This is a genomic window from Candidatus Bathyarchaeota archaeon A05DMB-5, from assembly GCA_019685655.1.
In the GTDB taxonomy this organism is placed as follows: domain Archaea; phylum Thermoproteota; class Bathyarchaeia; order Bathyarchaeales; family Bathycorpusculaceae; genus DSLH01.
Genome location: JABFQP010000005.1, coordinates 16,043 through 30,179, shown reverse-complemented (window position 1 = coordinate 30,179; position 14,137 = coordinate 16,043). Strand labels below are relative to the sequence as shown.

The window sequence follows — 14,137 nt, the reverse complement described above, 5'->3', positions numbered from 1 at the left end:
CGTCTTTTTGATGATTAAAATGTTACATCCGTGTCTAACATTACTATTGATGTTTGTCTATTTTTTCTAGTACGTTTTCAAAGTTTGAGATTTTTATTATTACATTTTTCGTATGATGCATACAAAAGGGTACAATAATTTATTATAGAAGATACTTCCGTAAGTTTTAAATGTGTTGTGGTAGTATTTTATTTTGCTGAGGGGAGAAGGCAGCGTGAAGTATAACGGTAATTCAGTATTGGCTATGCTTTTAATTATGATCCTATTATGCTCTCCTTTACTTGTGTTTCAAGCCGAATCTTCTTATACATCGAAGCTCTATCCAACGCATGATTCTTGGGTTGAGGCTGAATTTCCAAATGACAACCATGGGTCAGAAACAAGTTTGCGCGTTAGGTCTGACTCCAGAACTAGACGGAGTTATCTGAAATTTGACTTGAATTCTATTCCTAGTGGTAAGACAATAACTTCTGTTAAGCTTTACCTATACTGCACCTACATGGATGCCAACCCAAGCGTTGAAATTTACGTGCATGAGACTGGTGACAACTGGAACGAGGCAAGTATAACTTGGAATAATGCACCGGCTGTAGGCGCGTTTATCACGAGCATTCCTGTTGGAGGAACTGGAAAGTATTATTGTTGGGACATTACGCCTTACGGTCAAATTCAGTATTCAGGAGACAAAATATTAAGCGTGGTTATAAAACTTCTTTTGGATGATCCGCTTCAAAACAATCCGAATTTGGCAAGATATTTCGCCAGCAAAGAATCCACGGGTACAGCACAAGACCCATACTTAGAGGTGACTTATGAGAATACGCCGCCCACAGCATCATTTACCTATTTACCTACTTACCCGGTCGCAAATGATTCGGTGATTTTTAATGCTTCTCTAAGCTTTGATCCTGACGGGTCAATTGTAGCGTATTCTTGGGATTTCGGTGATGGAAACGTAACAACCGTTACAACGCCTACTATTGAACACACATATATAATGTATGATAATTATACAGTGACTCTGACTGTTACAGACAATGACGGATTAACCGATACTGAGACGCAAATTATAGAAGTGGTAGATCCTGCGATTCTGCGTGTTTCTTTGCCTGAGGGAATATGGGTAAAGCAGTACACTGGTGACCCGTGGATAGATGAAGGATGGCTTTTGAACAGAACAGGAAACTCTTGGAGTTTTATAGTTAAAATCTACGACACTAGCAAATGCCTAGAATCTGATGACACCCATTTGATTGTAGCTTTGAATGATGCTGCTTACAATAATCTCTTGAGCTTAACAATAAATGGCACATCGATACCAAAGAGTGCTTTTCAATATGGTAAACCTAAACCTTACGGCACAAAATATTGGCCAAGCGGCTGCGTCTATCCAACATGGTTTAACGACACCTACATTAATGTTGGAACAATCTTGCCTAAAAGCTACAAAACTTTGGAAGTTACCGTTACATTTTCTAATGCAGTAGGCGCAAGAATACATTTTGACGCTTATGGGCACATTTGTGTACCGATTTCTTGGTCTCAAGTGACTTGGTCTCCGCATTCGGAGGATTCCACAGTTTTATACCAAGCTGGACCATTGCCGCTGTCTGTTTCGATAAGTCCTGCTTCTGCGGTTATCGACTTAGGTCAACAAGTGATTTTTACTTCTTCTGTTTCTGGCGGCACTCCGCCTTATACGTATCAATGGTATCTTGATGGAACGCCAGTTGGAACAAATTCTAACACTTGGACTTTTACGCCTGCATCAACGGGCATTTATCAAGTATACCTTAACGTGACTGACAATGTTGGCGTGAGGGCGAAATCAAACATTGCTCAAGTCACTGTTAATCTAGCTCTTTCGGTTTCTATCCAGCCTACATTTAGTGTCATTGTAATTGGGGACTCTGTGCATTTTACTTCAACAATTTCCGGGGGCACTCCCCCCTACACCTATCAATGGTATGTCAACGACACTGAAGTCGAGGGAGCAAATTCTACAACATGGACTTTTACGCCTTCTTCTGTTGGCTATTATCTAGTATCTTTGAAAGTGACCGACGCTGCATCTGCAACCCAGCTTTCAAACGAAGCTGAAGTTACAGTTAACTCAAGAACATACAAGCTTACAATAACAGCAACAGCTGGTGGGACAACAACACCTGCTCCTGGAACGTACACTCACATTGAAGGAACAGACGTTCAAGTTACAGCGGTTCCGGATGTAAACTATAAACTTGCATATTGGGAACTTAACGGCTCAAACGTTGGCTCAAACAACCCAATCACTATTACAATGAACAACAACTACGAGTTGAAAGCATATTTTGCATTAATAACATACACGTTGACCGTAACCTCAACGGCAGGCGGAACAACAAATCCAGCGCCGGGAACCTACACGTACCCATCTGGTTCATACGCTGAAGTTACAGCTGTCCCCTCAGCAAACTACTTCTTTGACCATTGGGTTCTAGATGGTTCCAACGCTGGTTCAGCTAATCCCATCAGCGTTTACATGGACGCCAACCATAATCTGCAAGCGGTTTTCTCTTTAATCAACTGGACACTTACAATAACAGCTTCAACAGGCGGCACAACAAACCCAGTGCCCGGAACATACGTCTATGCCAATGGCTCCTCAGTGGTTGTTACTGCAATTCCTGACGCTAACTACAAGTTTGTTAAGTGGCAACTTAACGGTAGCGACGCAGGCTCAGCGAATCCAATTACCTTAACAATTGATGCCAACTACATTCTGCACGCTGTTTTCCAGCAACTAACATACAGATTAACAATCTTAAGCTCAACAGGCGGCACAACAAATCCGGCTCCTGGAACACACGTGTATGTTAACGGGACAAACGTTTTCGTAGATGCCATCCCAGACGCTTATTACATGCTTGATTACTGGTTGCTTGACGGTATAAACGTTGGCTCAGTTGACCCGATTTCCGTGTTAATGACAGACGACCATACTTTACAGCCGATTTTTGCGCGCATAAATTATACTCTGACAATTTCTGCAACTGCAGGCGGCACAACTATTCCTGCTCCTGGCATATATGTATATAATGGTGGAACAACCGTCGACGTGACTGCCACGCCTAATGGAGGCTACAGATTTGACTATTGGGTTTTAGACGGCTCTAATGCTGGCTCAGATTTAACAATACACGTGTTTATGGACGCCAACCACGATTTGCAGGCAGTGTTTGCTGAGACGCACACGCTTGTAATTAGCGTATCGCAAGGTGGAACAACAAATCCCGCTCCAGGAACCTACACGTATGATTATCCAACAGACGTTACTGTAACAGCTATTCCAGACGCGAACTATCGTTTTGACCACTGGGAACTTGACAGTAACAATATAGGCTCAGCAAATCCAATCACTGTTCACGTTGGCAGCAGCCACACTCTCCGCGCAGTTTTCACACTAATAACTTACACGTTAACAATACAAACAACTGCCGGCGGCACAACAAATCCTGCACCCGGCACGTATACTTATGATGCTGGTTCTATGGTTCTAGTAACTGCTTCGCCTAGCACTGGTTATGTGTTTGATGTTTGGCAGTTAGACGGCGTCAATGTTAGCTCAGCCGCATCATACACGGTCACGATGAACAGTGACCACACCTTAAAAGCAGTGTTTAAGTCAGCGCCGACTCCACCCTCAATTTCTGCCTCAATAACGCCTGTTTCCACATCTATTCCTGTAGGTGGATCTGTAACTTTCTCTTCCACAGTCAGTGGCGGGTCTTCGCCGTATAGCTATCAATGGTATCTTAATGGCGTTCCTGTTTCAGGCGCGACTTCATCGACGTGGACGTTTACCCCTTCAGCTACTGGCACTTATAACGTGTATGTAAACGTGACAGACTCTGGTGGCATGAGTGCAAAATCCAACATGGCTACTGTGTCCGTTACAAAACCTGGTGTCGGAGGTTATTCGTTATTGGTTGGCAAACAGCCTTCAGCATCTTACTTCGTGGCATATACTGGTCTGCTAGTTGCGTTTGCCGCGGCACTGATAATTGTGAAACGTAAAAGAAAATAGCTTTCTCTTACATCTTTCTTTTATTGCGAATTGGAGACGCTATTTAATGAGTAAAACTAAGGCTACTGTTTCGAATGTAAAGCGGCGTTTCTCTAACAAGCAACTTATGCTGATTTCAGCAGTTCTCACATCCATAATAATTTTTGGCTTAGTGTTATCTTTCATTCTTCTCCAAAAACCAAACAAATTCTCTCTAAACGCGGCGATTATAGACCAGATAGGTGAAAAATTCCCTTCAAATTCTACGATGGCTCAGGAATTCAATGAAACTTCAGTGAGCATTTTAGAGCAAGCTGGGTTCAGCGTGACCTATCATAGATATGAAACCGTGAAAGTGAATTTTTTTAAGGAACTTGCCAAGCGTGATTATGGGATAATAATTTTGCGTGCGCATTACGCGAAGAGAGATTCTGAGACCGAAGTGGATATTTTTACTTCTGAAGAATATCGAGACGGCGTCTACGACTATGTTTCCAAAGGCAATTACACATGGGAACCCGGTAAATTCTATTTTGCCATAACCCCTGACTTCATAAAGCATCTGGACGGCGTTTTCCCAAAAAGCATAATCATTGCGATGGGTTGCTGGAGTTTGAAGCCAGGATATGAGGAAATGGCTGACGCCTTTATCCAAAAAGGCGCGACCGCATATATCGGCTGGACAGAAGAAGTCGACATAAGCCACTCGGATAAAGAGACTGTGAGGTTACTTAGAATGTTATTGGAAGAAAAAATGTCAATTGCAGATGCCGTTGGCAATGTCGTTCCCGATTGGACATTTCCTCCAGGGAGTCGCATGACATTTTATCCACATACAGACATAATCGGCAATTTGAAGATATCAGACCTAATCGAGGAAACAAAAGCTTCTTCAAATCTTCAAGGAATGATTGCATCTTTTACGTTGGCGCCTGCCCTTTGCATGACCTTTACGGGTTTAAAGCGAAAAATTTTAGATTTGGCTTGTCAACCACTTTAGGTGTCTAGAAACTGTTGCGTGTAATTGGTTGCGGAGAACTTCACCTGCCAAATTGACTTTTTGGAGTCTTCTGATTCCCTCAGCAAGCTCTTTGTCTTGCAAAACTTCATCTATCCATTTTTCGAAGTCTCCACGGTAAAGGTGAAACTCTAAGGATTTCACGTTTACCTCGTTTATTTTCTCTACAAACTCTTTCAAGGAAGAAGCGCTCACACCTGTATAATTTCCTATGGATGTGAAAAAATAGAATGCCTTTTCCCGCGGAACTGTTCTCAAAATTTTCGAAACATCCACACTCATTTAGATTCTTCCTTTATATTATATGTTCCTCTTATAAATGTTAACTTTTTCGGGTCATTAATTATTGAAAATTGGGTTTCCTTAAATTTCTTCGTCACTATTGATGTGCGAATTCTCAAAACGCCGGGCAAGGGCGCTACTGCGTTGGCGATAAACGCGTGCAAATCTTCTTGGTTTTCCGCAATGACTTTTGCTATTATTTGGAGTTCTTCTGAAAGGGATGTGTAGACTTCAATGACTTGTGGTGCTTGGCAAAGTTTTTCTGCCGCTTTTTCGCTTTCCTTCGGGTCTGTGTAGACAGTCATAATCGCTGTTACGCCCTTTGTTCCGGCTTTTTCTGCATCAATAACCGTCGTGTATTTCTTGATTATTCCGTATTTTTCCATTCTTTTTATTCTATCATAAACTGTTGAATGAGCTATTCCCAAGCGTTTGCCTATGTCCGTGTATGTTTGCCTCGCGTCTTCTTGTAGGGATTCTAGAATTTTCAAGTCTGTAATGTCTAAGGTTAAAGTGCTGTTTTTTAACTTCAATCTCTTTCCTCTTTATTATTAATTGCTATTTGAGTGGATTTATTGTTTGTTGTCGGAAAAATGTAGAAAATTTAGGGTTTTTTCTTTAAATCTTTCGGTCTGTATTCTCGTAAATTTGTCGACAAAACATAATTTTGTCTACAATTTTTCATTTTTAACGCTCAATTGCCTACACTTTTGCGAGTAAAATGACAAATAAGTTTAAATTTATGTTCGTATAATAGAATATTGTTCTAGAAGATTCTCTCAGTAGGAGCTGCTTTGAAAAGATGAAAATGCCTAAAGTTTGGGAAATTCTGAAGAAATTTAAGGACAGCTGCAAGTTTCGTGGTTGGAAAACTTCTGAAAACGAAGACTGGGTTGAAATTGATGATAAATATCACAATTTTCTATGGGCTCGAGAAATTCATCCTTCTTCCTTCAAGAAGATAGCTTCAAATAGAAAATGTGTTGTTCGTGAAGGCTTATCTTACCGTGTTGTCGAAGCATCTTATACCGCTTGTCTTCTAATGGAAACACCTCCTGAAGACTTAGTTCACTCAGTTTTCGAAAACCCCGACTTTTCTAAGAGAATAGCTCTCTATGATTTAAGCCCCTTACTGGAAGGAAAAAACCTATGCGTTAAAGTAAACTATACAGACAGCCCTGTTTTTCAAGAGTTCGAAAGCTTTCTGAAGAAAGAGTTAAAGGTTAAACTCAAACCAATTTCGCTTGACAAGACAAGAACAGAAGACTACACTATTGCAGAACTCGCATGATTCACGCTACTGAACATTTCAAAGATTTGATAAAGGGAAACTTTCTAAATATCTTTTTGTGAAAGAACAATGTCTCAAGACTCTGAAAAAATAAAACGGCTTGTGGCCTTTAAGAAAAAACTTGAAAAAAGAGTTGAAGAACTGGATTCTGAACTTAAAGAACTGCAAGCGATGCTTGAGGCAGTAAACTCAGTTTTACTAGAGAAAGGATTTAAACGAGCTGAAATTGCCAAACCGTCCACTGAAGCAGAGGTTTCACCCCCCAAAGAAGAGGCAATAGCTGGGCCTTCTGCACCAGAATTTTTAGCTGAATATGAAAATGTCACACCGCTCAAGACTGTCACAGGCGAACTTCTAGCAAATCTTTACGTGAGTGAAGATTCTTTGCGGGTAGTCCCAGCGGGAGGTAAAGATTTTAATGTTAACACGCCGCCTTTTACTCATTTTCTGGTGGACAAAGTTCTTGCGAGAATGCAAGAAAAAGACAACGAACTAGTTAGAACTGGACAATTAACTCCGGAAAAACTATTTTCATATAATATTGTTAGAGAAGGCGACGTAATCCGTGAAATAAACGTTAAGAATGTTGATCAAGAACGCATAAGAGAACTTAAATCAAGCATTCGTTGGACGTTAGAGAAAATGTATGAAAAAATGAAAGGTCAGACTTAGGAAGCTATCTGGCTCTGTCAAAGTAGATGCTTTTGCCTTTAGCTGAAATTGGGATTCCCATAACAACTGAAGCTTCTGGTAGCATTTTCAATTTGGATGCTGCCACGCCGATGCGGTACATGATGCGGTTGTCCACGTTCAGCAAGCTAGCTGTTTTTGCGGCTGAGCCTAATGCTATGCCCAAGTCTAAAGTTTTGAAGAGGCATGTGGGACCAATAAAATCTTGCCCAAGCTTTCTAGTTGCATTCTCAAATTCTTTACAGTTTGCGTAGCCGCAGGCTCCACAGTTTATTCCAACGCTTTTGTTTCCTCTAACACCGATTAAGACAATGGCTTCTGAGTCTCTGACGTTTTTTGCGTCTCGTCGAAAACCTTCTATTTTTCGTTCTTCCGCTATTTCTTCCATTTTTTGGGCTATTGTATCTTTTTCTTTGCCGTAGACAATCATGGTTAAGGTGTCGTCTAAGCCGGCTGTTTTTGGCGCTGTTCTCGAGGATATGAGCATAAGTTTGGCTGCTTCTAGTAGTGCTTCTTTTTCTGCTTTTTGGCTTTCGATTAATGGTGGGCTCATTTTCTCCACTACCTTTAGGTGAAGTGTTATTTTAGAAAGAGTCTATTAGGCGTTAGCTTTTAAGGGTTTTAGAGGATGACTGTTTTAAAGGCGGTTTTTAACATTTCCACTATTGTGTTTAACTGGTTTGTGTGGATGGCTACGGCTAAGGAAGATATTCCTAAAAGAAGTAGCAGCGCGCCTATTACTCTACGTTCTGAAATGTCCATGAGTGTCCTATCCTAAATGCTTTTTTAATGCGGCTTCAATGTATTTCTTTGGAACAAGTCCCACGATTCTGTCAACTTCTTTTCCGTTTTTCATTATCAACATTGTGGGGATGCTGAAAATTTGGAAGCATTCCGCGGTTCTCGGGTTTTCGTCGACGTCAAGTTTTCCAATAAGCACCTTTCCAGCATATTCCCTTGCCAGTTCTTCGATTGTAGGCGCCAAAGCTAAACATGGACCGCACCATGGCGCCCAGCAGTCAATTAGAGCCAGCTGGTTTTTGCTTACTATTTCGTTGAAGTTTGAATCTGTCACGTGAACAGGTTCTGTTTTCATTTCTTGTTTTTTCTCCTTCTGTTCTGCGAGTTCTCTTAGTTTCTTTCTTCTTATACGTTCCAATTCTTCGTTTTCCTTTGATATAAAGTGTTCGTGTTCACTGTTCATGTGGGTTTCTTCCGACTGTTTTTTAGAAAGTTTTGTAAAGCCTTAAGTTTTATGTAAGCATCTTTTGGATTTGAAATTTCCTTTGCTAGGCTTTCAAATGGGCATGTTTTCGCCTTGTCAATATCTAGTATGTTTTCAACCAGGTTTGTCCATTCATGAAAAATTGAATGTTGTTCAAACACGTTTTTGGCTTCTTTGCTCATAGTCACTGCGTAGGTTGCTTTAACTTTCGCGTAGGCGCATAATAATGCGATTGCTTTTCCAATGATTCTGTCTGCGACATAAGCTCCGTCAAGTTTGTTTCCGAGTGTTTCGATGGCTGTTAAAAAGCCGGAAATTCCATGTGATTTTGTCTCAAAAATTGTTTCTTTATTTTTTATTATGGAGAGTGCTAGATTTTTTTCTTTTAGATGTTTTTTGGCTATTTCTAAATCCTGCATGCTGCTTCAGTTTTTCAATGTGGTGGGTTTAAAATAGCTTTCTATTGTGAATAGTCGATTTTCGGGCATGTGAGCCGTTTCCCATGCTAGCTCTTCGTTGGAGAAGCCTTTTGAAATCTTCTCAGTTAGTTCCTCTATCATTTTTTGGTTAACAGTTACTTTCAGCGGCTTGTCTGGTTTTTGTAGTATAAAATGTGCAGTTATTTCTTTTTGTGAGTTTTCCACTTTTAGTTTTTGATTTCCAATCGTGCATTTTGTTGTGGTTTGGATTCCGTCAAGAATGCATGAGAATGGCGTTAAAAGCGGAAGTTTTACGTACACTTGTAACTTGACGTTTTTGTTCCTTTTTGTTGTTAGGATTTTTTCAGCTAGTATTCCCATTTTGACTCCAATGACCAGAAAGGGTCCTAAGTGCCCATGGAGTTTCTCTGCGTCTTCTATTAGCAATTTGAGTTTCTCTTCTTCACTACGCATCTTTAATTCTCCTTACCTGCGCTTTTTCCAGAATAGCTATGATTGGCAACGCTGTCACTATACCTATTACGCCGCCTACTAAATGCCACACGCCCCAAACGGTTAACGTCCATTGCAGCGTTGCTCCATCAAGTGGTTTTCCCATGAAAAAGACGCCTATAACCACGCCGGCAAAATAAGCAGATATGGCAGTCACCAAAGCAGCGATGGTCATGTTACGTATTTCCGCGTTTATTTTGTGACGACTCATAAACATCAAAACATCAAAAAGTACCGCTGAAGCTGCAAAACCAATTATGTGTGGAGAAGGATTGAATAATAAAACTATCAACGAGCCCAGAATACCAACGAGAGAGGCTATTCCGAACTTGCCGGTTGCCCATGTGACAAGCAAAAGTGTTAAGAATGCTGAAAAATCGCAGAGTATCGGAAGTCGAAACCAAACAAAGCTCAACCTTCCCAACGTCAAGCTAAGGGTAGCCCAGAGAGCACTGAAAACGCCAGCTAACGCAATGTCTACCGTTGTAAAATATTTTGTTTTGTTCATTTGCTTTTCACTTTTTAGTGATTGCTTTGCCAAGCAAAAAGGTGGCACCTAAAACTAGAAAGACTCCTACTGTGCCGGCTAGAAGTGTTGATAAATATGGGTTGTCGATTGTTGGTATGCTGTAATCAGGCATCAATCCGTTCCAGATTGGCTCGTGTTCTTCTATTCCAAGAGTTTCAGCAACGCTTTCTAGTCCATCTGGAGCGTTTGAAGCGAATGGTATTAGGATTGCAAGACAAACTAAAGTGAGAATTAACGCTTTAAGGTATCCTCTCATTTTGTTTGCCCCCTCTAAGAATTCTCAAACCAGTGAGAACTGGAGTTTGCAGCCTATGCAACTGCGAGATGAGAGTTGTTGTTATCGCTGCCTCTCCTAATCCAATTAGAACATGCCAAAAAAGCATGGCTGGAACAGTAACTGCTATGCCGCCTGCATTAGAAAAGACCGGAGAGAAACCTATCTCTAACCCGCATGCTAATGCTCCTAAAACCACGGAGAGCCACGATGCAACGAAAACACTTGAGAAAAACCAGCTTTTTCTTTTAGAGTTTTTGGTAAGCAGTTGTATTATGAAAAAGCTCAGTACGCCTATAACTGCCATGTTGAGAACGTTTGCTCCAAAGGTGGATATGCCGCCGTCCGCAAAAAATAATGCTTGCATCATCAAAACAATGGTCATGCTTAGAATCGCCGCGTAAGGTCCCAAAATTATCGAGAGAAATGTTCCGCCTACCAAATGACCACTTGTTCCGTAAGTTATTGGAAAATTTATCATTTGTGCTGCGAAAACAAAGGCGCTTGAAATTGCTAATAAAGACGTAATCGACTGTGAGTATGTGGCTTTTGCTTTTTTCCATGACCAAATTAAGAATACTATCGCTATTGCATAGGTCAAAGCGCAGATTTCCACGCTTAAATAGCCGTCTGGAATGTGCATGATGCTGCCTTCGTAACACTTTTTTATAGTTTAGTGTTACCATCACACATAAAAGCTTTATGGCTATCCCTTAACCTTAATGATGGGAACTGTATGACAAAAATAGTACGTGTTGGAGTAACGTTTCCTCCAGACTTGCTCAAAGATTTTGATGAAATAATACACAAAATGGGATATGAAAACCGTTCCAAAGCAATTCAAGACGCAGTGAGAATGTTTGTTTCCGAGAAGAAATGGCTTATGGGAGAAAAAGGAAACCAAGCAGGCGTTTTAATGCTACTTTACGACCATGACGCTAGAGGACTTGAAAACGCATTAACAGACATTCAACACCATCACGCCCACATAATTTGTTCGACAATGCATATTCACCTCAGCGAACGCGACTGTCTAGAAGCTATAGCTGTAAAAGGTGACGCAGCTGAAATTCGAAAATTAAGCGAAGAGTTAGCTGCCAAGCGAGGAGTAAAAATACTTAAAACAATGATTGTCTCCGTCTGAACTGTTCATTTTGTTATTTCAAACATTCTTTCTAGAGCTTTTCGAGCATTTTTCGCTATAGTTTCAGGAACCGTAACCACATATTTTTCTTCTTTTAAAGCCAAGTAAAGCCTATCAAGCGTATTCAACTTCATGTTTGGACAAACAGCTTCTTCATAAGCTAAAATGAACTGTTTTTCTGGATTATCTTTCCTTAAACGGTGTAGAAGTCCCTCTTCAGTAGCAACGATGAAACTTTTGGCGTTACTTTCTTTTGCGTAACGGCACATTTGCGATGTACTTCCAACAAAATCAGCTGTCTCTTGCATTTCAAAAGTGCATTCCGGATGAACCATGACAACGGCATCTGGATACTTGGCTTTAAGAATCTGCACATCTTCAGATTGGAAAAGCAGATGAGTTGGACAAAAGCCCCATTCTGGAATTGGGATAACAGTCTTCCCAGTCTTCCTTTGCACGTATTCCGCTAAATTACGGTCAGGCCCAAAAAGGACGGTTTCAGAGTTCAAAGATTCTATGACTTCTAAGGCGTTTGCAGATGTACAGCATACGTCGGCGTAAGCTTTAGCTGAAGCCAAAGTGTTAACATACAAAACCACGGGCACAAGCGGATAAATCGCCTTCCACTTTTTAATCTCATCCACTGTAAGCATCTGCGCCATGGGACAACGTGCACCAGGAGTAGGCAACAACACTTTCTTTTCCGGGTTCAAAATTGCCGCTGATTCCGCCATAAAATCCACTGCAGAAAAAACTATTATTTCAGCGTCTTTTTCGTTCATGGCTTTTCGGCTTAGTTCTATGCTGTCGCCTACGTAATCTGCTATGTCTTGTATTTCTGGTCTCTGATAATTATGGGCTAAAATTACCGCTTTCTTCTCTTTCTTAAGCTTGAGTATTTTGTCAATCAATGTTGCTGAATTTTGTTTTTGCACTGTTATCATCTGAATGTTGTAGAGTTTTCTAACCAAATGGGAAGATATATCCTTTGCTTAACCGCACGTTTCAATCATATTTCCATTAAATGAATTGTTCTGAAATGTCTTTTCCGCAGTGATAACATTTTCCTTCCGTTCCATAGACAGGTAACGGCTTTCCACATGAACGGCATCGATATTTCTTCTCGCTTTCACTTAACCACTCATTTGTTTCGCCTTTTCTTATTCTCTCAAGATTTGCTCTTACGTCTACACCAATTTTCGCATAACGCTGAGACAATTTTCCAAACTTCCCACAAGAGCCCTTCTCATACTCACCGCATTGGTAGCAAAATTCCAAGCCTTTACTTTGGAGGCATTGCACAATTTTACAGCCGTTTCCCCAACATTCCGGCGTTAAATCCATACACCCTTCGCATTTTACTTTTTCCGGCGGACATTTGAAACTTTCAGCAAGTTTCTTTAAAAATTCGCCATTGTCCTTGTAAGCTCTGTAGATTCCGCAAGCTCCACAATATAATCCGCATCTGCCTACAAGATTCTTGTTAATCATTTTGTATTTTTCCTTTTGTTTCTGAATAAATGAGAATGCAACTTAAAAGATTAGAGGTGTCTTATGCCCTTTTTCTCCCTTTAAACTGTCTTCTTTCTGATTAGGGCTTCATATGCCAATAATTCGTCAATTACTGCTTCGAATTTTAGGTCATCTTTTCTTTCGATTTGATGTGTGTCCGGTCTTTTTCTCATTCTTTCATCCACCTTAAAGTTTCACCCTATTAAATCGCAAGTCTTAATAAACATTGTGGTAGAAGCGTCCAACAAAACTACAACACAAACCCAGACAAAAACATCAAACCTTCCCAAAAACACAATTCACCAAAAATTCAACCTATATATTAAGGGGGCTATAGAACCAAACACACCAAATAATTCACAACTACTTTGCATATCTCTCTTCTTTCCACAGATCAGCCGTATTACTATAACCCCGCTTTTCCCAATAACCCAACTCCTGCTCCGAAGTAAATTTTATTCTTTTCAGCCACATAGGACTTTTATACGCATATTTATGCGGAACCACAAGCCTCAAAGAACCGCCCCTCTCCCTCGTCAACCACTCACCATCAAGCTTGTAAGCCAATAACACCCCATCCTTTAACAAATCAGACAAACTCAAAGAAGTCAAATAGCCATCATAACACTCAAACACAACACATTCCACACCAGCTTTTGGCTTAACCAACTCAACAATTACTTTGAAAGAAACACCCTTCCACCTATTATTCAAAAGACTCCACCCCTCAACACAATGAAAATCAGAAACGCAGACAACACTCGGCAACGCCTTCACATCCTCAAAACTCAAAACAACCGGCTTCTCAACCTCACCACACACCTCCAACCGCCACAACTCCAAATCAAATTCTGGAACGATACCAATGTGACGCAACGGAACCTTCCTAATCTCCCTCTGCCCTGGAGGCAAACTCGCCCTCGCCATATCTATTCCCTTCAATAGCTATGAAACTTGACACATAAATCTCTACTCATGCAACAAAAATGGTGCAGCGGGCCGGATTTGAACCGGCGAACCCCTACGGGAGAGGATGGCTCATAGGGGCTTTCTATTGCCGTAGCTCCGATCTTGAGTCCTCCGCGTTAGACCTGGCTTCGCTACCGCTGCACACACAAATACAAGCCAAAGGTCTTTCTTATTAATTATTTCCCGAAACTGTCGTTGGCTCGTTATAGGCCTAAGTTCCGAAACC

Annotated in this window: 18 protein-coding genes and 1 tRNA gene; 5 read left to right on the top strand and 14 right to left on the bottom strand. The window is 40.9% G+C overall.

Translation table 11 applies throughout. The features are described from left to right. Nucleotides 1–214 precede the first annotated feature (214 nt). A complete protein-coding gene (locus tag HM003_07225; protein MBX5329122.1) occupies nt 215–4,066 on the top strand; it encodes a PKD domain-containing protein in 3,852 nt (1,283 codons plus the stop codon). Between the two features lie 46 nt (nt 4,067–4,112). Next, nucleotides 4,113–5,045 (top strand): hypothetical protein, encoded by a 933-nt coding sequence (locus tag HM003_07220; GenBank protein MBX5329121.1) that lies wholly within the window; start codon nt 4,113–4,115, stop codon nt 5,043–5,045. Here HM003_07220 and HM003_07215 read toward each other — a convergent pair. After that, entirely contained in the window at nt 5,019–5,345 is a 327-nt protein-coding gene (locus tag HM003_07215; protein MBX5329120.1) for a hypothetical protein, read from the bottom strand. The two genes, HM003_07220 and HM003_07215, sit on opposite strands and share 27 nt — an antisense overlap. After that, the gene (locus HM003_07210) at nt 5,342–5,878 is read right to left on the bottom strand and encodes an Lrp/AsnC family transcriptional regulator (GenBank protein MBX5329119.1); all 537 of its coding nucleotides are present in this window, start codon (nt 5,876–5,878) and stop codon (nt 5,342–5,344) included. The genes HM003_07215 and HM003_07210 overlap by 4 nt, the downstream gene beginning before the upstream one ends. A gap of 275 nt (nt 5,879–6,153) precedes the next feature. Here HM003_07210 and HM003_07205 point away from each other — a divergent pair, with 275 nt between their 5' ends. After that, the gene (locus tag HM003_07205) at nt 6,154–6,636 is read left to right on the top strand and encodes a hypothetical protein (GenBank protein MBX5329118.1); all 483 of its coding nucleotides are present in this window, start codon (nt 6,154–6,156) and stop codon (nt 6,634–6,636) included. Between the two features lie 69 nt (nt 6,637–6,705). Further along, a complete protein-coding gene (locus tag HM003_07200; GenBank protein ID MBX5329117.1) occupies nt 6,706–7,308 on the top strand; it encodes a hypothetical protein in 603 nt (200 codons plus the stop codon). Nucleotides 7,309–7,312: 4 nt separating this feature from the next. Here the strand turns inward: HM003_07200 and HM003_07195 are convergent, their stop codons facing one another. The 8 genes from HM003_07195 to HM003_07160 all read right to left on the bottom strand — a co-directional run bounded on the left by HM003_07195 (nt 7,313) and on the right by HM003_07160 (nt 10,929). After that, a complete protein-coding gene (locus HM003_07195; protein ID MBX5329116.1) occupies nt 7,313–7,879 on the bottom strand; it encodes a hypothetical protein in 567 nt (188 codons plus the stop codon). A gap of 68 nt (nt 7,880–7,947) precedes the next feature. Then, entirely contained in the window at nt 7,948–8,088 is a 141-nt protein-coding gene (locus HM003_07190; protein MBX5329115.1) for a hypothetical protein, read from the bottom strand. A gap of 7 nt (nt 8,089–8,095) precedes the next feature. Further along, a complete protein-coding gene (gene trxA / locus HM003_07185; protein ID MBX5329114.1) occupies nt 8,096–8,422 on the bottom strand; it encodes a thioredoxin in 327 nt (108 codons plus the stop codon). 104 nt (nt 8,423–8,526) lie between these two features. After that, nucleotides 8,527–8,970, bottom strand: a complete 444-nt coding sequence (locus HM003_07180; protein ID MBX5329113.1) for a DUF1893 domain-containing protein — start codon at nt 8,968–8,970, stop codon at nt 8,527–8,529. Between the two features lie 6 nt (nt 8,971–8,976). Beyond that, entirely contained in the window at nt 8,977–9,444 is a 468-nt protein-coding gene (locus HM003_07175; GenBank protein MBX5329112.1) for a hypothetical protein, read from the bottom strand. Then, a complete protein-coding gene (locus HM003_07170) occupies nt 9,437–9,991 on the bottom strand; it encodes a hypothetical protein (GenBank protein MBX5329111.1) in 555 nt (184 codons plus the stop codon). The genes HM003_07175 and HM003_07170 overlap by 8 nt, the downstream gene beginning before the upstream one ends. A gap of 7 nt (nt 9,992–9,998) precedes the next feature. Further along, complete coding sequence (locus tag HM003_07165) at nt 9,999–10,268, bottom strand: hypothetical protein (protein MBX5329110.1); 270 nt, start codon at nt 10,266–10,268, stop codon at nt 9,999–10,001. Next, nucleotides 10,252–10,929, bottom strand: a complete 678-nt coding sequence (locus HM003_07160) for a hypothetical protein (GenBank protein MBX5329109.1) — start codon at nt 10,927–10,929, stop codon at nt 10,252–10,254. Before HM003_07160 ends, HM003_07165 begins: the two co-directional genes overlap by 17 nt. A 93-nt stretch (nt 10,930–11,022) precedes the next feature. Between HM003_07160 and nikR the strand changes: the two genes are divergently transcribed. Further along, entirely contained in the window at nt 11,023–11,430 is a 408-nt protein-coding gene (gene nikR / locus HM003_07155) for a nickel-responsive transcriptional regulator NikR (protein ID MBX5329108.1), read from the top strand. A gap of 5 nt (nt 11,431–11,435) precedes the next feature. Here the strand turns inward: nikR and nadA are convergent, their stop codons facing one another. From nadA to HM003_07135, 4 genes are all read right to left on the bottom strand, one after another. Further along, nucleotides 11,436–12,374, bottom strand: coding sequence for a quinolinate synthase NadA (gene nadA, locus HM003_07150; protein MBX5329107.1), 939 nt, complete (start codon nt 12,372–12,374; stop codon nt 11,436–11,438). A gap of 76 nt (nt 12,375–12,450) precedes the next feature. After that, nucleotides 12,451–12,921, bottom strand: a complete 471-nt coding sequence (locus HM003_07145) for a DUF3795 domain-containing protein (protein ID MBX5329106.1) — start codon at nt 12,919–12,921, stop codon at nt 12,451–12,453. 384 nt (nt 12,922–13,305) lie between these two features. Next, nucleotides 13,306–13,869 (bottom strand): molybdopterin-dependent oxidoreductase, encoded by a 564-nt coding sequence (locus tag HM003_07140; GenBank protein MBX5329105.1) that lies wholly within the window; start codon nt 13,867–13,869, stop codon nt 13,306–13,308. A 60-nt stretch (nt 13,870–13,929) separates the two neighbouring features. After that, nucleotides 13,930–14,052: transfer RNA gene (locus HM003_07135), tRNA-Leu, on the bottom strand. Nucleotides 14,053–14,137: the final 85 nt, after the last annotated feature.